This is a genomic window from Mesorhizobium sp. LNHC252B00 (assembly GCF_000502955.1).
Taxonomy (GTDB): Bacteria; Pseudomonadota; Alphaproteobacteria; order Rhizobiales; family Rhizobiaceae; genus Mesorhizobium.
In genome coordinates this window covers 66428-88076 of sequence record NZ_AYWO01000014.1, presented here as the reverse complement: position 1 = coordinate 88076, position 21649 = coordinate 66428, and the positions used below count along the sequence as shown (strand labels likewise).

Below are 21649 nucleotides of genomic sequence, written 5' to 3'. Positions count from 1 at the left end.
ACGGACATGATCGAGGAAAACTTCGACGCCATTGTTGTTGGGGCAGGCATGTCCGGAAACGCAGCTGCTTACACCATGGCCAGCCATGGCCTAAAGGTGCTGCAGTTGGAGCGCGGTGAATATCCGGGCTCCAAGAATGTCCAAGGTGCCATCATGTACGCGAACATGCTGGAGAAGATCATCCCGGATTTCAGGGACGATGCGCCTCTCGAGCGGCATTTGGTTGAACAGCGGCTTTGGGTGATGGACGACACATCCCATACCGGGATTCACTATCGGTCGGACGACTTCAATGAGGCCAAGCCCAACCGATACACAATCATCCGTGCCCAGTTCGACAAATGGTTTTCGCGTAAGGTGCGCGAGGCCGGCGCGACGGTTCTGTGCGAGACGACCGTGACGGAGCTCATCCGTGACGCCAAGGACAGGGTGATTGGCGTGCGCACAGACCGGGCCGGCGGAGCCATCTACGCGGACGTGGTCGTTCTCGCAGAAGGTGTCTGCGGACTGCTTGGCACGCGAGCCGGCCTGCGGCAGATGCCGAAGCCACAAACCGTGGCGCTCGCCGTTAAGGAAATGCATTTCCTGCCCGAAGAGGTCATTGAGCAGCGGTTCGGTCTCAAGGGCGATGAAGGCTGCGTGATCGAAGCAGTGGGCACGACCTCCCGCAGCATGGCTGGGCTCGGCTTCCTCTACACCAACAAGGAGTCGATCTCACTGGGTATTGGCTGCCTCGTCTCCGATTTCGCCGCGATGGTCGAGAGCCCTTACGTCCTCCTCGACGCCTTAAAGAGCCATCCTTCGATCCGGCCGCTGATCGCCGGCTCGGAAGTGAAAGAATATTCCGCGCATCTCATTCCCGAAGGCGGCTACAAGGCTATTCCGCAGCTCTTTGGCGATGGTTGGGTCGTGGTCGGCGATGCCGCGCAACTGAACAACGCCATTCACCGCGAGGGTTCGAACCTCGCCATGACCTCCGGCCGCATCGCGGCTGAGGCAATCATCGAGGTCAACAGCCGCAACGCTCCTATGACCAAACGAAATCTCGCTCTTTACAAAGCCATGCTGGACAAGTCCTTCGTGGTCAAGGACCTAAAGAAATACAAAGATATGCCGGCCTTGCTCCACACCAATTCCTGCAATTACTTCACAACTTATCCGCGGTTGATGTCGCAAGCCGCGCAGAACTTCATGCGTGTCGACGGCACGCCGAAGATCGAGAAGGAAAAGGCGACCACGGCGGCCTTCATCAAGGCGCGCTCGCGTTGGGGGCTGCTCAGCGACGCGGTCCGCCTTGCATTGGCGTGGCGCTGAAGGGAGACGAAATGACGATCGCAGTGACAAAGTCACGTGTCGAGGACAAGCTTTACCAGAACCGCTACTTGGTGGATTCCGGCCGCCCGCATATCAAAGTGCGACCGCACGAGAGGCCAAGCGCGAACTTGCTCGCGCTTACCCACGTCTGCCCGGCGAAATGTTATGAGTTGAACGACAAAGGTCAAGTGGAGATCACTGCTGACGGCTGCATGGAGTGCGGCACCTGCCGGATTTTGTGTGAGACCAGTGGCGAGATCGAGTGGAACTATCCACGCGGCGGTTTCGGAGTCCTCTTCAAATTCGGATGACCGACGCACGCACGTATTAAGAGGGTTGATCTTGATACAGTTTAGGTCTCGCCCAACGCCAAGTCTATCTTCGTTGCTTCGATCGTCGCTTTGACGAAGAGAAGCTCGTGAATACTGTGCTTTCAGAATTCAGATAAAAAAGGAGGAGCACTCTGGACGACAACCCCTGAGGTGTTTCCATGACCCACGGACCGCAAGATCGGGTCGACGAGGTTGGACCTCGGGAGACCCGCCCTGAACCGCCCATCAAAAGCATGCCCCAATCAGATATCGCGCTCAGAGGACTCTACGAGATATCGAAGGTGCTGACCGCCCCCAGCGAGCTGGAGATTACGCTCGCCAATGTCGTGAACGTCCTGCCTTCATTTCTGCAGATGCGTCACGGAGCAATCGTCGTCCTGGACGCTGAAGGAGAGCTGGAGATTGCCGCGACTGCCGGCAATACCCACGTACGTCAATCAGGCACTCGCCGCGTCATACCACAGGCCGTAACAGATCAAATCGTCGCTACGGGGACGCTGCTCTTCATACCGGACGTGCGCAAGTCCCAACTATTTCAGGCTGACCTTCAAACGTCTTCGAGCATCGGAACCATCCCAATTGCCTTTATCGGTATCCCGCTAAAGGCTGATCATGATATCCTTGGGACATTGTCGATCGACCGCGCCGGAGACGGCGCCACCGACTTTCGCGACGACGAGGACATTTATTTCCTGACGATGGTCGCCAACCTTGTCGGCCGGACCATCCGCCTCCATCGCGCCCTGAGTACAGATCGTCAGCGGTGTGGCCATGAGCAATCGGGACCGGAGAAATCGCCCAACGAGGGGAGGACCTACGACCCTGCCCGGCATGCGGATGCCAAAATCGACGGGATCATCGGGGAAAGCCCCGCACTCAAGCAGGTGCTCGAAACCGTCTCGGTCGTAGCAGGGACCAATTCCACCGTGCTTCTGCGGGGTGAAAGCGGCACCGGCAAGGAATTCTTTGCGCAGGCCATCCATAAGCTCTCACGTCGGAGGAAGAAGTCTTTCGTCAAATTGAACTGCGCCGCACTGTCTGAAAGCGTTCTGGAGTCAGAACTGTTTGGGCATGAAAAGGGCGCTTTCACGGGTGCTATCTCCCAGCGCGCCGGTCGTTTTGAATTGGCAAATGAGGGAACGCTGCTACTTGATGAAATCGGCGAGATTTCGCCGGCCTTTCAAGCCAAGCTGTTGCGTGTCTTGCAGGAAGGCGAGTTGGAGCGAGTCGGCGGCACCAAAACGCTACAGGTCGACGTGCGCCTCATATGCGCCACCAACAAGGACCTCGAGACGGCCGTCATAAAAGGGGAGTTCAGGGCCGACCTTTATTACCGCATCAATGTCGTGCCAATTATCCTGCCTCCGCTCAGAGAGCGACCCGGCGATATTCCACGCTTTGCGAACGCCTTCCTCAACCGGTTCAACAAGGAGAACGATCGCGCACTAGCCTTCGCGGCGCCGGCGCTTGACCTGATCTCGCAATGTTACTTCCCTGGTAACGTCCGCGAGCTGGAGAACTGCGTCCAAAGGACGGCCACACTTGCGCGCTCAAGGACGATCACTCCATCCGACTTCGCCTGTAAGAAGGGCCAGTGCCTTTCCTGGCTCCTCTGGAAGCGAGCCGACCGCTCGAATGGCGGCAATGCCATCGACGATCTCGCACGGGTCAACGCAGTGCCGGTCGGATCGCGGCTGCCGGCCAGTTGCATCGGTGCCTCCGCAGGCAAGATATCTCCCCTTACGCCCGGCGATCCGAACGATCCCGCTTGTCCCCCGCGTCTGGCGGAACGCGACCGGGTGATCGACGCGATGGACAAGGCCGGTTGGGTTCAGGCCAGGGCGGCTCGTATCCTCGGCCTCACGCCGCGGCAAGTCGGCTACGCCCTGCGCCGGCATGGTATCGTGGTGAAGAAATTCTAGACGTCGTGATGACGTCAACCGTAAGCAGCCCGGAGTGGTCTCGCTCACACTCTGCGCGCCCGAGGCTGCTAGCCTCGCGACCCTATTTGCTTGTCCACTGTCGTAAGCCCGACAAAGGTGTGTCGGAGCAATCCGAAGGAATCTGACACAACAAGCCTATTCGTGAACCGAAACAGCTCTTTGAGCTGGCATAGCTCTTGCGCTTTGAACTGCGACATCACGCAGCAACGGAGCCGTTCATGTCTGCACCGGCAATTTCGCTTGAGAGCCTCAGCACGACATTCGGTGACCAGTTGCTTGGCACCATGAAACCCGGTGGCTGCGCGTCTTCGTCCTGCGGCTCGTCGACAAAGCCCGACGAGCCGGATCCGGCTGTCTGGGAGAAGATCAAGGATCACCCCTGCTTTTCAGAAGAGGCGCATCACTATTTCGCGCGCATGCACGTCGCGGTCGCGCCGGGCTGCAACATCCAGTGCAACTACTGCAATCGCAAATATGACTGCGCCAACGAAAGCCGGCCTGGGGTGGCCTCTGAAAAGCTGACGCCCGACCAGGCGCTACGCAAGGTGATCGCGGTCGCCAACGAGGTGCCGCAGCTTTCCGTGCTCGGCATCGCCGGACCGGGCGATGCCTGTTACGACTGGAAGAAGACGAAGGCAACCTTCGCGCGGGTTGCCAGGGAAATCCCAGACATCAAGTTTTGCATCTCCACGAATGGGCTCGCGCTGCCGGACCGTGTCGATGAGCTTGCTGACATGAATGTCGATCACGTGACGATCACCATCAACATGGTCGACCCTGAGATTGGTGCAAAGATCTATCCTTGGATCTTTTACGACCATCGCCGCTACGTCGGCATCGAAGCCGCCCGGATCCTGCACGAGCGGCAGATGTTGGGCCTGGAGATGCTGACCGCGTGCGGCATCCTCACCAAAATCAATTCGGTGATGATTCCTGGCGTGAACGATAAGCATCTGATCGAGGTGAATAGATGGGTCAAGGAGCGAGGCGCGTTCCTGCACAACCTCATGCCGCTGATTTCGGACCCGGCACACGGCACGCATTACGGACTGAGCGGGCAGCGCGGCCCAAACGCAATGGAGATGAAAGCTCTTCAGGATCGTGTCGAAGGCGGCGCCCAGTTGATGCGCCATTGCCGGCAGTGCCGGGCAGATGCCGTGGGCCTGCTCGGAGAGGATCGTGGCCAGGAATTCACAGTCGACCGGATTCCCGGCGAGGTCACCTACGATGCCAGCAAACACAAGGCTTATCGGGAGCTGGTCGCGCAGGAGCGCCGTGATCACGTCGCGGCTAGGAGAGAAGCGATCGGATTGGTCAAGGCAGCGAGCCCCGGCAAGTCCCTTCTGTTCGCGGTGGCGACCAAGGGCGGCGGCCGCGTCAACGAACATTTCGGCCATGCGAAGGAATTCCAGGTTTACGAAGCCTCGCCGAGAGGGATCAGCTTTGTCGGGCATCGGAAGGTGGAGAAGTATTGCCTCGGCGGCTGGGGCGAGGAAGCCGCCCTCGATGGCATCATCGCAGCGCTTCAAGGCATAGATATCGTGCTGTGCGCCAGGATTGGAACTTGCCCGCAGGATCAGCTCGCGGACGCTGGAATCCAAGCGACCGGTGCTTATGCCCATGACTATATCGAGACGGCCATCAGCGCGATTTACACCGCCACGTCAGGGGCCCCCGCACTCGCGGCGACAGCCTGAGCTGTCTCATTTCATTCGGACCAGGAGTTAAAATGGCTTTCAAGATCATCGCATCCCAATGCACCCAATGCGGCGCGTGCGAATTCGAATGTCCTTCCGGCGCGATCAAGTTCAAAGGCGAGAGCTACGTGATCGAGTCACAGAAGTGCACCGAATGCGAGGGGGTCTTCGATGCGCAGCAATGTGCCTCGGTATGCCCGGTGCCGAAGACCTGCGTTCCTGCGTGACCACATGGGCTGCCGACATGGTTGGGGCTGCCTACGCAGCACGCCAGGAGCGCCTTGTTCACAATCTGCAGCCTCACGAGAAATCAGGGAACGGACATGTCGCTCGGACGCGAAGAGGAGATCGAAATCCGCAGGCCTCCACGATTCATGCCGGGAGAGCGGGTACGTGCCACTCGCCACATAAAGAATGACGGCACCTATCCCGGCAGGGAGATCGGGGAAAATCTCGTGCGCAAGGGAGACGAGGGATATGTGCGCGACATCGGCACCTTTCTCCAGCAGTTCTTCATCTATGCGGTCGAGTGGATCGACCGTGGCACCGTCGTCGGCATGCGAGCGCGTGAACTGATGAGCCTCGACAAAGCCGAGGCGTCCTGCAGTGCTGAAAGCAATTCCAATGAAGGGACGGCCAGATGAAAGTCATGATCCGCAGGACCGATGCTGGCTTGTCGGCGTATGTCCCCAAAAAAGACCTCGAAGAGCCGATCATCAAGCTCGAGAAGGAAGAGTTGTGGGGCGGAACGGTCACGCTCAGGAACGGGTGGCGGCTCCTCTTACCCGATCTTCCACGGGATACGCGTCTGCCGATCACTGTCGAGGCAAGGAAGGTTTCCGAAGAGGACTGATGCTGCCCCTAGGTGCGTCGCGAGGAAACGAGCATGAACACGATCCTGACATCGGACCACCTCGTCATCGTGCGGGACAGTTTTGCCGATAAGCTGCTTGACCTGGCGAAGGAAGCGCTCGCCGCCGATGAGGTGATCCCCTATCTCGGTCCGGGTCTTCTTGGGTTCAACTGTGCGGAACCGCCAGTGCCGCATACTCCGGAGGTCGTTGCCGCGGCACTCAATGCACGGGCGCCCGCCCCTTCCAGGATCCGCACCAATATGTGGTCGGTTGCGCAGTTCATCGAACAGCGCCGGCATCGCCGGACGCTTCAAGCTTGGATGACCGAGATATTCGCAGCGCCGGTGAGGCCAACCCTCCTCCACGCCTGGCTCGCAAGGCTGCCGCTCTCCCTCATCATCGACAGCTGGTATGACAGCGCGATGCGCACGGCTCTCGTGGAGACCGGCCGAACGGACGTCGTTGAGATACAAGGCGTCACGCGGGCGAACGAAATCGGCAACATTTGGACAAAAACCTACGATTTGTCCGGGAGGGAGCTCGACGCCCGATCGGGGGCAAAGACGGTCCTCTATGCACCTCACGGGAGTAGTAGGCCCGCGCAAAACTTTCTTGTCGCAGATTCCGACTATGTCGAAGTCCTGACCGAAATTGATATCCAGACACCGATCCCAGACGTGGTGAAGGAACGGCGCATCACCCGTGGATTTTTCTTCGTTGGCTGCCGCTTCAACGATCAGATGCTGCGCACCTACGCCAGACAGATCATGAAGCGCTCCCGCGGTCCCTANCGTTGGCTGCCGCTTCAACGATCAGATGCTGCGCACCTACGCCAGACAGATCATGAAGCGCTCCCGCGGTCCCTATTGCACCGTAATGGACGCGGAAACCCTGACCAGAAACGAAGCGCGTTTCCTTGCGGCGAGCGGAATCACTGTGATCGACATGCCAGTAGGTGAAGCGGCGGCTCGGCTTCTGGGAACGGGCACGGCTGCAGGTTGAGGACGGGATTAACAATGGCGGATGCCTTTGATGATGCGTCCTTCGGCTTTCCACGAAGGCGCAAAATGCAGTCGGGAATACACCCGTGAACAGTGATGCTGTCGGCAGCGCAACGAACGCTCTGAATTCGTTGACCCATGTTGAAGCGGCGCGCTGGGGCCGGGATTTGAGTACGCTGTTGCGCATTACGCGTATGAATTTTCGGCATCCCTGGCAGGTCGCCTTCGCTATGGGCTCGACGATCATGGCGGCAATCCTCCAGTTGCTCATTCCCCAGCTTCTCGGCCGGGCTGTCGACCAGGCCCAGACAGCCATCGGGGGCGGCGGGAGCGCGGCAGGGCAAGCGCTCTGGACCCCGGCTCTCCTGCTGCTCGCCGTCAGCGCGCTACGCGGCCTTTTCACGATGGCGCAGAACTATTTTGCCGAAGCCGTCGGGCATCATGTCGCGTACGAACTGCGGCTCGCCTACTACGACAAGATCCAGCGTCTCAGCTTTTCCTTTCACGATCGGGTCCATTCAGGCGATCTGATCACCATCGGAATGCTCGATCTCCAAGGGGTGCGGATGTATTTTTCCACCGCGCTCGTTCGCGTGGTCCTGCTCACCATGCTGATCGGGATCGGCGCCTACATGATGATCTCGATCGATCTCATGCTCGGCCTGGTCGCGCTGAGCTTCGTGCCTTTTGTCGCCTGGCGCTCATCGACCACACAGCTTAGGCTGCGCGCCACCTGGCTCGACCTCTATGAGCGCCTTTCGGTACTAAGCCGCGTGATGAAGGAAAATCTCGCAGGCATCCGCGTGGTCCGCGCTTTTGCGGCTCAATCCTATGAGATGCTGAAGTTCGACCGCGCTTCCAAGACCGCGCTCGGCCTCGCCAACGATCTCGTTGACATCTACGTACCCAGCACGTCGGCGATGACCTTGTCCTTCTTTTTCGCAATGGGATTGGTGCTTTGGATCGGTGGCAACAAGCTCATCGCTGGCGAGATCAGCGTCGGAACGATGGCGACCTTCCTGACCTTCATGACCATCCTGCAAATGCCAGTCCGCCAGATCGGCCTCATGGTCAATGCCTTTGCCCGCGCTTCCAGCTGCGGTTCGCGGCTTTTCGGTCTCCTCGATCAGGAGATCACCATCAGGGATGCTCTCGAGGCCAGACCGCTTGAGATAAGCGACGGCACTCTGCGCTTCCACAATGTCTCATTTGCGTACCCCAATGTCGAAAACCGCGCCATTCTGAAGAACCTCAGCTTTGAGGCCCGGAGAGGCGAGACGATCGCGATCGTCGGTCCGCAGGGTTCCGGCAAATCGACGATGGCTCATCTGATCCCCCGCTTTTACGACGTGACCGGTGGCGCCATCACGTTGGACGGCCAGGACATACGCAATGTCACCCTCGAGAGCCTTCGCAAGGCGGTTGCCGTTGTACAGCAGGATGCGTTCCTGTTCACCACCACGATTGAGAACAACATCGCTTATGGCGACCCCTGGGCGAAGAGACAGCGAATTGAACGCGCTGGCGAATTCGCCCAGCTCCACAACTACATCCTCGGGCTCCCAGCAGGGTATGAGACGGTCGTGGGCGAACGCGGCGTCTCTCTCTCTGGCGGCCAGCGCCAGCGTCTCACGATTGCTCGCACCATGATGCTGCGCCCCTCTGTCGTCGTTTTCGACGACTCGATGGCCGCGATCGATGCCGGCACCGAGCAGCGCATTCGCGCGGCGACGCGGCGCTTCGCCAAGGATCGGGTGACGATCATCATCGCGCACCGGCTGAGTGCGCTTATGCATGCCGATCAGATCCTTTTTGTCGATAACGGCGAAATCGTAGAACGCGGCACGCATGAAGAGCTTCTGGCGAAGCGGGGACGCTACAGGACCCTTTACGATCTCCAGACGCGCCCAGGTGATAGCATATGACCCAGTATGGGGGCGCCCGCTGATGGACCAGGGCCCCGGCGAACTCGAAGCCGAACGTGACGACGGCAGACGCCCTCCGCGCGCGGTCGTCGGCTCGCACCGGATCGAGGAGGAGATGTTCGGCCGGGCTTTCGACAAGAGCATCCTCCGCCGGATCTGGGGCTTCGTCCATCCCTATCGGGCAAAGGTAGTTGTCACGATTGTCGCGATGTTGATCTTCACCGGGACGCAGCTTCTCATCCCCTTGATCATCCGCTACGCGATCGACCAGGGCATGAACCCGGCAGCGAGCGATCGCTCAGCCCAGCTTGCGGCCGTCGGCGCGTTCCTTTCGGCGATTTTGGTCAATTTCGCCGCCGGTTACATGCAGGAAACCTTGGATGGGAAAATTGCCGAAACTGTCCTGTTCGACATCCGCCGCGCCATGTTTGGCCATCTGCAAAAGGTTTCGCTCTCTTTCATGGACAAGACTGAGGTCGGACGCCTGATGTCGCGGCTGCAAGGCGACGTTAACTCCATACAGGAGTTCCTGGAAACCTCGGTATATTCCCTAGGCGATGTTGCACTTCTCTTCGGCATCGTTTTCGTAATGCTGTGGCTCGACTTTCGCCTCGGCCTCCTGACTCTGTCGGTTCTGCCGATCCTCGTGATCGTCCGCATTGTCTGGCTGCCGCGTGCCCGCGACGCCTTCATGGCTGCACACGAAACCAATTCCGTCGTCAATGGCGCGCTGGCCGAAGCCATTCACGGCGTGCGGACCATACAGTCGATGGATCGCCAGCAGGTGAATTTCATTCTTTTCGACGACCGGGCCCATGCCAACCTCAGGACCCAACTGATCGCTGCCAGATATGCACTGGTCATGGTGCCCATCGTCGATGGCCTCACCGGCCTCGCCTTGGCCGCCGTTATTGTGGTCGGCGGCTCGATGGTCGTGAATAGCCGTGTAGATGTGGGCGTGTTGGTAGCCTACCTATTTTACATCCAGCGCTTCTTTGACCCGATCCGCTCACTCACCCTGCAATATTCGATCATGCAGCGCGCCATGGCCTCAGGCAAGCGCCTGACCGATGTGCTCGACGTCAAGATCGATGTTCAGGACAAACCCAATGCCGAGGTGCTTTCGCCCGAAATGGACGGCTCGGTCGAGTTTAGGGACGTCACCTTCGGCTACGATCCGAACCGTTCGGTTCTGAAAAATGTCTCCTTCAGGGTCAATCCCGGCGAGACGGTCGCACTGGTTGGACCGAGCGGTTCTGGCAAATCGAGTGCGATGGCCCTGGTCCACCGCTTCTATGATGTTCAGCAGGGTCAGGTGCTGGTCGGCGGGCATGATGTGCGCGACCTCACCCAGGAATCGCTCGGCCGCCAGGTCGCCATGGTGCTGCAGGAGCCATTCCTGTTCACCGGGACGGTCTTCGAGAACATTCGATACCAGAAGACGGAAGCCACGCGCGACAAGGTGATCGAGGCGGCGAAGGCGGTCGGCGCGCATGACTTCGTCATGAGCCTCGCCGACGGGTATGAGACCCAACTTGGCGAACGCGGCGACAACTTATCTCTCGGCCAGCGCCAGCTTATCAGTTTCGCCCGCGCCCTCGTCGCTGACGCCAAGATCCTCGTGCTCGACGAAGCGACCGCCAACATCGACAGCTACACGGAATTGCAGATTCAGAAGGCTCTGATCAAGCTGCTTGAAGGGCGGACTGGCCTCGTCATCGCCCACCGTCTCGCCACGATCCGGGGCGCCGACCGCATCATCGTGCTTCAGAATGGCCAAGTTGTTGCGACTGGCAACCACGATGAGCTAATAGCTATGGGCGGCCTGTATTCCAAACTCTACTATCTCAACTACGCCTCCTTCGACGACATTCCCGAACACGAGACCATCGTCCAAGCTGGCTCCCAGACCTGAGTTTTTGGCGGCCTTGTGGTAGTGGCGTTGACTTTCGGGCGTGTCGGCGGACCACTCAGGCCACCGCAGACGGCCAGCAGGCAGCATTCAAGGACAAGCACTCCTCGCAGTTCGTGAAGACCGGCTGCGAACGATTTCCTCCAGCATCGTATCCCGACCGCGGTGCACCCCCATCATCGGGCGAGCTCGCTCCCGTTGGTGGCTGGGCGCAGCAAAGCCGCTCGCGAGCGCGCCCTCAACAGCGCCGTAGCGAGTGGCGGCTTTGCTACCGCCGGGCCGCTGATGAAGCTGGATGGGGGGCGCCGCACCGACGCCGCCCCAGGCGAGAAGAACCTCTGCGGCGGGCTATGGGCAACGGCTAGCGCGAGCGCGACGAGCAGACGCGTGCCTGCATCGTGACGCGCTCGGCCATCATCTCCTTAGGATCGTGCAGGTTCACACGATGGCCCAGACGCCAGCCAACGCACAAAGCTGGTATTCTGTGCCGCCGGCTCGTCGTCAGTTTGGCCTCCCTCCCGATTGCCCGTCCCCATCACGTGCACGCTCGAGCACGTGGATGTGAGGGAGCGCTGTGACCGCGAATTTCATGGTCAGCCAAGTCGAGCCATGATTTCGGATTGAATGGTCGTCGCGGTGTACAGGGAAGCATCTAGCGGCAGATTTCCAAATGCCAGTTGACAAAGCAGGTAGTTGGCACCTGCCTCTTCCAACTGACCTAAGAGAGCTTTTCGCACAGATTCTGCTGATCCTACCACGCACAATTCACTCTCGACTGCCGCATCGAAGGTCAGCGGCAGGTTTGGTGGAGTGGGGATAGCGTTAAGCTCGTAAAGGAATTGGAAGCTCTTGAGCCAGCGTTCGTAAGCAGGTGCCGCGAGCGAATAGGCATGTGTGTCACAACGCCCAACCACGACCATGCGGAGCAATCCGATAAATTGCGCCTGATCCCCCGCGCCAGCGTTGTCCTCTCGATAGGCGCGGAACGCATCAGTAGTTTTGCGAACAGAAGAGGAAGGTCCTACACACGCGATATTTGTTCCATTCGCAGCCGCCCAAGCTGCGGACTCGGGTCGATTGGCAGCGACCCATGTCGGCGGATGTGGACGCTGATGAGGTCTTAGCGTCAAAGGAACGTCATTGAGATCAAAATGGCGGCCTTGATAGCATAGCGTGCCGACCTTCATCGGATTAACAAGTATTTCCATGAGAATTTCGCTGGCTTCGGCATAACGGCCCGGCACCGCGTCCGCACCAATCCCGAAGTAGCCCAATTCGATCGGGAGAGCACCGCGCCCTATGCCCAGTTCGAGCCTGCCACCGCTCAACTGGTCCAGCATACAGATCTCTTCGAACGCACGCAGCGGATGATAAAGCGCAAGCAGCATCACCAAGGGTCCGAGACGCAAGCGCCGGGTGCGCTGGGCGACGCTCGATAAGAACAGATTCGGCGATGGACCTCTCCCATGGGGAGTACAGTGGTGTTCTGCCAGATGATAGGCATAGAACCCTAGCTGATCGCACGCCTCTGCTAATATCAGGCGATCTTCGTACTGCCGGCCGATATCGCGGCCATCCTCGTCCAGATGATCGAAGATGCCGAACGCTAGGTTTGAAGGAAAGACGTTTGTCACTCGATAAGTCCCCGATTTTAAAAGCAGGCTGTTCTCTTGCTGGGATGACCAAGCAAGTCGGAAGAGATGTGTGTGATCGCCGATTAGCGTCAGCGTAACGAAGAAGCAGAGCCTGACGCTTCCCTGCCCTTGGAGCTTGGCACCGTTAAGCTTCCAGCAANTTGCTGGGATGACCAAGCAAGTCGGAAGAGATGTGTGTGATCGCCGATTAGCGTCAGCGTAACGAAGAAGCAGAGGCTGACGCTTCCCTGCCCTTGGAGCTTGGCATCGTTAAGCTTCCAGCAATGTCGCCAGCGGCAGCAAGAAATGCATCCATCTGCTCTTTTGTGCCGATGCTAACGCGGATGCAGTGTTCCAAGCCTCTGTCCGGAAAAAACGCGACAAGTATCTTCTGCCTTTCAAATGCTGCTTGCCACCATGAGCCGTCCTGTCCCGCGGGCACACGGGCCAGCAAGAAATTTGCGCGGGAGGGCGTTACGGAAAATCCGAGTTGCGACAGCGCGACTGTCACTCGCTCTCGTTCATACTTGATGTGCTTGTGGTTCTCTGCGTAGGCGCCGCGATGCGCAAGCACGCTGATACCAACGGCATGCCCGATGACGTTCATGTTGAAGACGTTCTGGATGTTTCGCAGCCTGCCAATAATTTCAGGGTGACCGAAGCCGAAACCGACGCGAATGCCGGCGGCGGCATAGCTTTTCGAGAATGACCTCAAGATCAGAACGTTCGAATACCGGTTGATGAGGCGCAGGCCGTGATCGGGTGCAAAGTCGACGTAGGCCTCATCAAGGACAACCAAGCGGTCCGATTGTGCTACGAGGCGTTCGATATCGCTTATCGGGAGGAATGTTCCGGTCGGATTGTTTGGATTGGCCAACATAATGAACTTGGCGTCTTTTGCCGGACCGGAAAGCAATTGCTCCATTGGCAGGGAATGAGCTTGACATCCGATTTCGAGAAACTCGGCGCCCTGAACCATGGCAAGTTTGCGGTTGAACGAAAACCCTGGCGACACCATCGCAACCTTGTCGCCAGGTGCGAGGAAAGCTCTGTAGATCAGTCCGAGCAGTTCAGACGACCCGTTGCCAGCGATGACCTGATCCCTGGAAACGCCATAGGTGCTGGACGCTGCTTCCCTCAAGCTGATGTTATCGTCATCCGGATATAGATACTGGCGCTTGAGGGCCGCCACTGCACTTTGCATGATGATTGGCGGCAACGGAAACGGATTCTCATTCGTATTCAGCTTGATAAAAATTCCGTCCGGCGCTGGTCCGTTGGACGGCAGAGCATCTAACTGTCGCGTCACTTGCGGAAGAGCCGAAAGCACAGTTTGCAGTTTTGCATCGGACATATTTTATCTCCGTTTCAGTCGCACAGGGCATCCGAATGAGCTCCCAACGAGAGCAACATGGCGGACGGGATTGACGATGGCAGCGTTGCCTCTCACACGATGGTCGCAACGCCGACTGACATGGGAATTCGGCCAGGCTGTCCTCGGTGAATCGAGTTGACGCGGACGCGGATCTGCATCGCTGCGCCAAGGCGCTAAGCAGCTCAGCTCATCTCCTCGGTTTCACATACGCTTGATCTCGACGCCGTATTTCCTCAGCACGTAGCCAATCTGGCGCGGGGTCAGTCCAAGGAGGCGCGCTGCCTTTGCCTGCACCCAGCCACATCTTTCCATGGCAGCAATGACGCGCTCTATGTCGGGGGTCCTCGCGCCAATTGGGTGGGTTGCGCCGGCACGCGGGACTGTGGTCGCGGCCGAACTGGCTGCCCCATCCGGCGGCGTGGCCGGATTCGCTGACTCCGGCAGGATCGGCGCTGGTTGCAGCGCGGCCTTGCCCGATCTGCACTTCCACAGCGCCTCGGAAAAGCATTGCCCTTGGGAGCAGGCAAAGTCGTTTCTCCCGATTGATAGTCCCTCGGCCAGGATCGCTGTCCGGTGCACGCAATTTTCAAGCTCCCGAATGTTGCCGGGAAATTCACATTTCATCAGCACTTCAATCGCACGCGGATCGAAAGTGAGTGTACAGCCGTTCTCGCCGTTGAAATTCTTGAGAAACTCCGCTGCGAGGAGCGGAATATCGCTGCGCCTTTGGCGCAATGCTGGTACCAGTAAGGGAACCACGTTGATGCGGTAGTATAGGTCGGCGCGGAACTCATTCCTTGCAACCGCCTCTTCCAGGTTCCTGTTCGTGGCGGCAATCACGCGAACATCGACCTTGATGGTCTGATTGCTGCCGACGCGCTCAAACTCCTGCTCCTGCAGCACGCGCAGTAGCTTTGCCTGGAACGAGGCCGAGATCTCGCCAATCTCATCCAGAAACAACGTCCCCTTGTCAGCGAGCTCAAAGCGCCCCTTGCGGGAATTGAATGCGCTTGTGAAGGCACCCTTCTCATGACCGAACAATTCGGATTCCAGAACTGTCTCTGGGAGCGCTGCACAATTGAGTTTAACGAAGGGCCGCTTGGCGCGCGGCGACAACTCGTGAATTGCCTTGGCAGCCAGCTCCTTTCCGGTACCGGACTCGCCTCGCAACAGAACCGTGGTTTTTGCCTTGGCTACGACCGCGATCTTCTCCAGCAGCGTGCTTATCGCGGGACTGTCACCAATCATCCCCTCGACATGAACCTTTTTGCGCCGGGGTGCAGGGTGCTTAACATCAGAAAATTTCGTTTGCAGCCGATCTTCCAACTCCGGCGGTCGCTCGCGGTCGCCCGCGGAGAAGCGATGCAACTTGACTGTCTGTCCCACCATGTTGGCAATCATAGTGAGCAGCCGGACATCGTAATCGAGCCGATAGCTTGACCTGCTTTCCAAAGCCCTGTCCATAGTCAGCGCGCCTACGGCGTTCCCATCAACACGAATGGGAACGCCGATGAACGACACGGTCTCGGAGGCCCCAAGCACCTCGATGTCAGCGGCAGTGAAGGCCGGATGCATCGCTATGTCCTCGGTGACGAGCGGCGTGTCCGTCGTCACAATCTGATCGATGGCGTTGCGCGGCAAGCGCGACCGGGAGGGCTCATTGCTGTTCGTGTCGCAGCCGCTGGCCACGGTGATGTCCAGTCCGCCCTCGGCATCGCAGAGAGTGATGATGCCGTGCCGCATCTGCACAAACGAGTGCAGGAGATCAACGATCTTGGCCAGCGTAAGTTCGAGCCGGGCGGGATCGGCGAGTATTTTCGATATTTCGAAGATTCCGGTGAGCGCGCGCTCGTGCAATACCCCATTCGCAGGATTCGTGTCGGACTTTGGACAACCCTTTATCGCACCCGGCAGCGATATGCCGCACTCGCTGGCATTTTGTTCCGATTTGCGAATGTTGTGGTGCATGTGATCCTCGATCTGGCGCCAGCAAATGTATCCTGGCGGCATGTGCGCCCGCGACGTCGCGGGCAAGCGCGAAAATGCTCCGACGTGAACTCGTGCCGCCGCCGTGTGGTCGAGTGCAAAGCGGGTCGAGCCCTGACGCATCGCTTGGCTCTCCCTCCACGAAGCTTGGCCATGCTATTGGCTTGCACCAAGGCAACCAAACGTTGTTTTCAGAAGACTGGAGCGAGGCGGGATAGTCAATCGAGCTTTCTTTCATCTGTGAAAGGAAACCTCGCGGCCTATGATAGGATTCATCAGTTCTATTTTTGCGTTGAAGCAGAAATACCTGAGCCGGCGATGCGGTGCCCGAGCGGCTGACCGCGTCGAGGGTAAATGCCGGGCCGTGCCATTCACCAGCGCCCGCGAACGGGGCGGGAGCGATGATCACTGCCAACGACACTGGTCGGTTGCGGCAACCGCCATTTTTTTCCCGAGTTGACCATTCGGATATGCAGCGGTGTCGCGTGTGAAGGAAGCTGGCGTCGAGCACGGCTTCGTAGGCGGTGCTCGCAACTTCTGAACCGCACCGTCGCGGTCAGCACCAACGGCGTCAATCTCTACGTCTCGACGTCGCTTTCATGCAGCGGGAGCGCTGCAAAGAGCACGGCAATTCTCCGCTTCAACAGGGCCTGGTCGTCCGGCGTCAACGAAGAGAGCGAGGCCGATCTGGACTGTCGAACGGGCGCTTGGTGTTCGATTTTCCGAGGCTAGCGTGCTGGATGGCCTAAGACTTTTAGCAGCGACCAAGGAAAGCTCACCGTCAGTGCGCTCGAATGGGCCGAAACAATCACACCAACGCGCTGTGGGCTGACCGGCCGCGACTCGCAACAGTGAGACGTTTGTTGGCGGCTTTCCCTGGTCTCATCGGGGCGGAAACGGACTTCGCAAAGCAAGCTTGCGACAGTCGAAACGGAACTGGTTCACGCCGATCGCAGGGGCTGTCGTCGCCTAGTTCTTGTCGGCTCGCCTTGTTCTCCTTTGGCAAGATGTAACAAGGCGCGAGCAACACAACGATTGACGACGCACCCAAAAGCACTGGCCGACAGAACCTGCGCTGGCGCCAGCGATGCGGCCCGTCCAAAGCCGGCTAAAACGAGGAACCCACCACGCTCTGTGCAACAAAACCGCAAGCCAGAGGGACCGACCGGCAGCACTCTGCCAGAGACCATCAAGGGCGTGCCGGACCGCGGCCTATCCCGCTGGCTGACACCGCATTCCTCCATCATTGGCGAGCCCACGTCAGTTCAGGTCATGCGGATTCATCTGGCATGGGTATTGCGGCGGCGTTGGTGCAGCGTTCGACCGGAGCGCCGCGATAGGGAGAAGCCCGGGAGAAGTCACGCCACCTCGATCCGGTCAGGGAGAGAGAAACAGTGTCAGCTGCACAAGTTCGCGGCGCGAGTCCCGCGCCCCGCAAACCCTTCTACACCAAGCTCTACGCCCAGGTGCTTGCCGCCATCGCGCTCGGCGTCGCAATTGGCTATTTTTATCCGGAGACAGGCGAGAGCCTGAAGCCGCTGGGTGATGCCTTCATCAAGCTGGTCAAGATGATCATCGCGCCTGTCATCTTCCTGACAATTGCCACCGGCATTGCCGGCATGAACGATCTTCATAAGGTCGGCCGGGTCGCCGGTAAAGCAATGGTCTATTTCCTCACCTTCTCGACGCTCGCGCTGATCGTCGGCCTCATCGTCGCCAATGTCGTCCAGCCTGGCGCCGGCCTCAACATTGATCCGGCCTCGCTCGATGTCCAGGCCGTGAATACCTATGCCGCAAAAGCCAGCGAGCAGTCGGTCACCGGCTTTCTGATGAACATCATCCCGCCAACGATCGTCGGTGCCTTCGCGGAAGGCGACATCCTGCAGGTGCTGTTCTTCTCGGTTCTGTTCGGCATGGCGCTTGCGATGGCCGGAGAGCCGGGCAAGCCTGTCGTTTGCTTCCTTCAGGCGCTCATCGCGCCTGTCTTCAAGCTCGTTGGAATTCTGATGAAGGCCGCGCCGATCGGCGCTTTTGGCGCAATGGCCTTCACCATCGGCAGATATGGCATCGGTTCGGTGGTCAACCTCGCGATGCTGGTCGCGACGTTCTATTTCACCGCCTTCCTCTTCGTGTTCGGGGTTCTCGGCGCGGTCTGCCGCTACAACGGCTTCTCGATCTGTTCTCTCATTCGCTACATCAAGGAAGAGCTGCTGCTTGTCCTCGCAACGTCCTCCTCGGAGGCGGCGCTCCCTTCGCTGATGCAGAAAATGGAGAAGGCGGGCGCCAGGCGTTCGGTTGTGGGTCTCGTCATCCCGGCCGGATATTCATTCAATCTGGACGGCACGAATATCTACATGACGCTGGCGGCCCTCTTCATCGCGCAGGCGACGAACACGGATCTGTCCATCGGCGATCAGGTGCTGCTGCTGCTCGTAGCAATGCTTTCCTCCAAGGGCGCTGCAGGTGTCACAGGCGCGGGCTTCATCACCCTGGCGGCTACGCTCGCCGTAGTTCCGAGTGTTCCCGTTGCTGGCATGGCACTGATACTCGGCATCGACCGCTTCATGTCCGAATGCCGGGCGCTGACGAATTGCGTCGGCAACGCAGTGGCATCCCTCGTCGTCGCCCGCTGGGAAGGAGAATTGGACCGAGCACAGATGAAAGCCGCCTTCTGCGGTCATCAGCTTGCCGAGGCATCAAACCGGCTACCCTCCTCCCAATAAGGTGGGCGGCCCACGACCTGTTAAGTCGCCTAGCTGGTCACATGAACTGACGACCGACCCGCAGCCTCTAAACGGCTCCTCACGGACCATGTAGCAGAAGCGCTAAATGTGTGAGTGCAAACCGTCACCGCCCTTTAAGCGAATGAGCCTTTCAGTATACCCGGCCGGTTTACGTCTGGAATGATGTTCGTCCAACACGCTGTTGGCCATTCGTATGGGACGTCTTCACTTTGCCACCCGAAACCGAAACGCGTTAGGCGACAGAGAGCCGGCCCGCGTCAAAAGCCGATCAGAATAGGACCTATGACCAAGCGCCCCACAATTGCCGATCTCGCCCGCGAAGCCCGAGTCAGCGTAGCAACGATCGACCGGGTTCTGAACGCCCGCCATCCGGTGCGCGAGGAGACCGCGCGGCGGGTCCACGACGCCGCCCACGCGATCGGCTATCATGCTGCCGGGCTAATCAAGCAGCGCTTGCGGCGAGACCTACCGCACTACCGTCTGGGCTTCATCTTGAGAAAACCGGCCCAGCATTTCTACCAAGATTTTGCGCGCGAGGTCGAAGCATCGGTCAATTTGGCCCAGTCCTTCCACGGCATTCCGCTCGTCGAATTCGCCCCGTCACATATGCCGAGCGACCTGATCGCGCCGCTCAAGGATTTGGGCGCACGCTGCCATGCGATCGCGATGGTGGCACCGGACCACCCGAAAATTACAGCAGCGGTTGAGGACCTCAAGGCCAAAGGCATTCCGGTTTTCTCGCTGCTTTCCGACTTCGCCGCCGGAGTGCGACAGGGGTATATCGGCCTTAACAACCGCAAGGTGGGGCGCACGGCCGCTTGGATGGTGTCCAAGGTTGCAAAACGGCCCGGCAAAGTGGCGGTTTTTGTCGGCAGCCATCGTTTCCAGGGGCACGAGCTCCGTGACGTCGGCTTTCGCTCCTATTGCCGTGAGAACGCGCCCACGTTCGAGGTGCTGGATCCAGTCATGAACCTCGAGAAACGGCAGATCACCTACGAGGCAACGCTTGATCTCATGCAGCGAGAGCCCGAGCTCGTCGGCTTCTATGTCGCCGGCGGCGGCATGGAGGGCGCCATCTCCGCGCTCCGAGAAGAGGGCAAAAGTCGCGATCTCGTCGCGATCGTGAATGAAATCACGCCGGAGTCTCGGGCGGCGCTCGCAGATAATGTCGTCACGATGGCGGTCGCCACGCCAATGCGCCGACTTTGCCAGGAGCTGATAATGCTGATGACGCGGGCTATCGAGACCGGCACCGCTGAAACACCCGGACAGACATTTCTCCCGTTCGACATCCATCTGCCGGAAAATATATGAAACTCATGGACTCTATCGTAAGTCGGGGAGTTGAATGATGATCCCATCCCGCGGGGTGGCCGCACCCACGGGCCTCAGCCGGGCAGGATGAAGCGCCGATTAGATGAACGGATCGGCCACGCGTTCAGGCAGAAGCGCGGGGTCAATTGCCTGGGTCCGCAGCGTCAAGCTCCACCGGCTTCATTGCCAAGTGCCCGACTTTCTCGGTGCAGGGCACTGTCGTCAACGCCAGTAGCCGAGCGCGGCTGGCACAGATTGGATCGACCACGTCGACCGCCATCTCCTCGCCTGGCCGCGCGTGAAAAGCCGCGGCAAGGCCTGCGACGTTGGCATTTAAGTGGGGCTGAGCATCTTCTGGGACTCCGCAATCAGAATCGGAGGCGGCAGTCAATTCAGTAGCTACCCCGGGCGTGTGTTCTGCTCGTTCCTGGCCCTCGTACTTGACGAGCAACTGCGCCGCTCTGCTGGGCAAAGGCCCGGTGTTTAAGTGGGGCTTAACATCTTCCGGGACTTCGCACGCGAAATCGAGGTGGCAGTCGGTACCAACAACCGCAAGGTCGGATCGGCGTGCCCGAGGCGCTCAATGATTTCAGGCAAAGGCGCCAGGCGAGATGCCTCCTGCAACATCATTTCCCGCATCCACATGCTTGCCGGATCAGTATTGTGAAGCTCAGGCCACTGGACGGCCTCCGTGAATGCGGGAGGAGGAAGTGGCGGCGGAAGTTGGACAATCCGCAGGGGTGTTGTTTTTGCGAAATGCTGCGCCAGCCGCAACGGCATGGTCCCGATGCGGTTGGTGCCTGACAGGAAGGGCGCGATCAGGCTAAAGCCCTGTACGACGACCTCGACACGTCTCTCGAAACCGTGCTCGAGCAAATACCATTCCTCCATGGTGGGCTGCCGGGTGTGCCTGAATTTGAGCACGACATGCCCCATGGACATGTATCGCTCGAATGTAAGTGGCTCTGACAGCTGCTTGTTCGTGCCGCAGCCTACGCATACGAGCATATCTTCGAACAGGGCTGCGCGAGGATGTTTCGACATGAACACTTCCGGCATAATCAGAAAATCAANATACGAGCATATCTTCGAACAGGGCTGCGCGAGGATGTTTCGACATGAACACTTCCGGCATAATCAGAAAATCAAGGTCGCCGCGCCGGAGAAGCTCCTCGGGGTCGTCGCAAATAGGCAGACATTCAAAGCGAACGGCGGGAGCTTCCCGCGCAGCACGCTCTACGATCTTCTTAAAAAATACGAGCGTGATGTAATCGGAAAGCATCATTCGGAAGAGACGATCCGATTGGGCCGGGTTGAAAGCGTCGGAGGAAATAATCGATAGCTGGATGTGCAGCAATGCCTCCCGGACTGCCGTGGCGAGCCCGTCGGCGCGCGGTGTCAAAATGAGCTCGCGGCCGTTCATCGTAAATAGCTCATCGTTGAAATAGGCGCGTAACCGAGCAACGGCGGCGCTCATGGCCGGCTGGCTCAGGTTGATACTGCGAGCCGCGGCAGTGACTTTACGCTCCCTCATCAGAGCGTCCAGCACAACGAGGAGATTTAGATCGAGTCCCTTGAAACGCATGTCATGTTCTATCCAACGTGTGGATGCGTATCA

The 21649-nt window shown here is 59.0% G+C and carries 15 protein-coding genes and 2 pseudogenes; 12 read left to right on the top strand and 5 right to left on the bottom strand.

The annotated features are described in order from the left end of the window. Positions 1–6: 6 nt before the first annotated feature. The 3 genes from X744_RS151965 (at position 7) to nifA (X744_RS151975) (ending at position 3568) form a co-directional block, all read left to right on the top strand. Entirely contained in the window at positions 7–1314 is a 1308-nt protein-coding gene (locus X744_RS151965; RefSeq protein ID WP_023760371.1) for an FAD-binding protein, read from the top strand. 11 nt (positions 1315–1325) lie between these two features. Then, positions 1326–1625, top strand: a complete 300-nt coding sequence (locus X744_RS151970) for a ferredoxin family protein (protein WP_023678245.1) — start codon at positions 1326–1328, stop codon at positions 1623–1625. 254 nt (positions 1626–1879) lie between these two features. Further along, complete coding sequence (nifA, locus tag X744_RS151975) at positions 1880–3568, top strand: nif-specific transcriptional activator NifA (RefSeq protein ID WP_023760369.1); 1689 nt, start codon at positions 1880–1882, stop codon at positions 3566–3568. 217 nt (positions 3569–3785) lie between these two features. On the opposite strand, the gene X744_RS1000000175290 is transcribed toward nifA (X744_RS151975), so the two are convergent. Continuing rightward, positions 3786–3959 carry a hypothetical protein gene (locus X744_RS1000000175290; protein ID WP_245266728.1) on the bottom strand — a complete coding sequence of 58 codons (174 nt, stop codon included), beginning with the start codon at positions 3957–3959 and terminating at the stop codon, positions 3786–3788. Between X744_RS1000000175290 and nifB the strand changes: the two genes are divergently transcribed. The 7 genes and pseudogenes from nifB (at position 3874) to X744_RS152005 (ending at position 10981) form a co-directional block, all read left to right on the top strand. Continuing rightward, complete coding sequence (gene nifB, locus X744_RS151980) at positions 3874–5286, top strand: nitrogenase cofactor biosynthesis protein NifB (protein ID WP_245266717.1); 1413 nt, start codon at positions 3874–3876, stop codon at positions 5284–5286. The two genes, X744_RS1000000175290 and nifB, sit on opposite strands and share 86 nt — an antisense overlap. Before the next feature lie 32 nt (positions 5287–5318). After that, positions 5319–5513, top strand: a complete 195-nt coding sequence (locus tag X744_RS151985) for a 4Fe-4S dicluster domain-containing protein (protein WP_023672218.1) — start codon at positions 5319–5321, stop codon at positions 5511–5513. 96 nt (positions 5514–5609) lie between these two features. Further along, the gene (locus X744_RS151990; protein ID WP_023760366.1) at positions 5610–5930 is read left to right on the top strand and encodes a nitrogen fixation protein NifZ; all 321 of its coding nucleotides are present in this window, start codon (positions 5610–5612) and stop codon (positions 5928–5930) included. Further along, entirely contained in the window at positions 5927–6139 is a 213-nt protein-coding gene (gene nifT / locus X744_RS151995; protein ID WP_023678250.1) for a putative nitrogen fixation protein NifT, read from the top strand. The genes X744_RS151990 and nifT overlap by 4 nt, the downstream gene beginning before the upstream one ends. Positions 6140–6172: 33 nt before the next feature. Continuing rightward, positions 6173–7142: pseudogene (locus X744_RS12665) on the top strand (SIR2 family protein). A gap of 85 nt (positions 7143–7227) precedes the next feature. Continuing rightward, positions 7228–9066, top strand: coding sequence for an ABC transporter ATP-binding protein (locus X744_RS152000; protein ID WP_031260589.1), 1839 nt, complete (start codon positions 7228–7230; stop codon positions 9064–9066). Positions 9067–9088: 22 nt separating this feature from the next. After that, positions 9089–10981: an ABC transporter ATP-binding protein gene (locus X744_RS152005; RefSeq protein ID WP_023760363.1), complete on the top strand. Its 1893-nt coding sequence runs from the start codon at positions 9089–9091 to the stop codon at positions 10979–10981. A 590-nt stretch (positions 10982–11571) separates the two neighbouring features. On the opposite strand, the gene X744_RS152010 is transcribed toward X744_RS152005, so the two are convergent. The 3 genes from X744_RS152010 to nifA (X744_RS152020) form a co-directional block, all read right to left on the bottom strand. Continuing rightward, positions 11572–12612 (bottom strand): LLM class flavin-dependent oxidoreductase, encoded by a 1041-nt coding sequence (locus X744_RS152010; RefSeq protein WP_023736289.1) that lies wholly within the window; start codon positions 12610–12612, stop codon positions 11572–11574. Positions 12613–12826: 214 nt separating this feature from the next. Then, entirely contained in the window at positions 12827–13966 is a 1140-nt protein-coding gene (gene hisC / locus X744_RS152015; protein WP_023760361.1) for a histidinol-phosphate transaminase, read from the bottom strand. A gap of 222 nt (positions 13967–14188) precedes the next feature. Next, positions 14189–15955, bottom strand: coding sequence for a nif-specific transcriptional activator NifA (nifA, locus tag X744_RS152020; protein WP_031260588.1), 1767 nt, complete (start codon positions 15953–15955; stop codon positions 14189–14191). 1412 nt (positions 15956–17367) lie between these two features. On the opposite strand from nifA (X744_RS152020), the gene X744_RS152025 reads away from it, so the two are divergent. Continuing rightward, positions 17368–18696 (top strand): dicarboxylate/amino acid:cation symporter, encoded by a 1329-nt coding sequence (locus X744_RS152025; protein ID WP_023770900.1) that lies wholly within the window; start codon positions 17368–17370, stop codon positions 18694–18696. Positions 18697–18999: 303 nt separating this feature from the next. Next, complete coding sequence (locus X744_RS152030; RefSeq protein WP_023760358.1) at positions 19000–20031, top strand: LacI family DNA-binding transcriptional regulator; 1032 nt, start codon at positions 19000–19002, stop codon at positions 20029–20031. 483 nt (positions 20032–20514) lie between these two features. Here the strand turns inward: X744_RS152030 and X744_RS01000000169900 are convergent. Continuing rightward, positions 20515–21616 (bottom strand): annotated as a pseudogene (locus X744_RS01000000169900) (LysR family transcriptional regulator). Positions 21617–21649: the final 33 nt, after the last annotated feature.

Bases quoted from the DNA above. Each gene is read 5' to 3' on its own strand.
- X744_RS151965 (WP_023760371.1), top strand. From the start codon at position 7: ATGATCGAGGAAAACTTCGACGCCATTGTTGTTGGGGCAGGCATGTCC.
- X744_RS151970 (WP_023678245.1), top strand. From the start codon at position 1,326: ATGACGATCGCAGTGACAAAGTCACGTGTCGAGGACAAGCTTTACCAG.
- nifA (WP_023760369.1), top strand. From the start codon at position 1,880: ATGCCCCAATCAGATATCGCGCTCAGAGGACTCTACGAGATATCGAAG.
- nifB (WP_245266717.1), top strand. From the start codon at position 3,874: ATGAAACCCGGTGGCTGCGCGTCTTCGTCCTGCGGCTCGTCGACAAAG.
- X744_RS151985 (WP_023672218.1), top strand. From the start codon at position 5,319: ATGGCTTTCAAGATCATCGCATCCCAATGCACCCAATGCGGCGCGTGC.
- X744_RS151990 (WP_023760366.1), top strand. From the start codon at position 5,610: ATGTCGCTCGGACGCGAAGAGGAGATCGAAATCCGCAGGCCTCCACGA.
- nifT (WP_023678250.1), top strand. From the start codon at position 5,927: ATGAAAGTCATGATCCGCAGGACCGATGCTGGCTTGTCGGCGTATGTC.
- X744_RS152005 (WP_023760363.1), top strand. From the start codon at position 9,089: ATGGACCAGGGCCCCGGCGAACTCGAAGCCGAACGTGACGACGGCAGA.
- hisC (WP_023760361.1), bottom strand. From the start codon at position 13,966: ATGTCCGATGCAAAACTGCAAACTGTGCTTTCGGCTCTTCCGCAAGTG.
- nifA (WP_031260588.1), bottom strand. From the start codon at position 15,955: ATGCACCACAACATTCGCAAATCGGAACAAAATGCCAGCGAGTGCGGC.
- X744_RS152030 (WP_023760358.1), top strand. From the start codon at position 19,000: ATGACCAAGCGCCCCACAATTGCCGATCTCGCCCGCGAAGCCCGAGTC.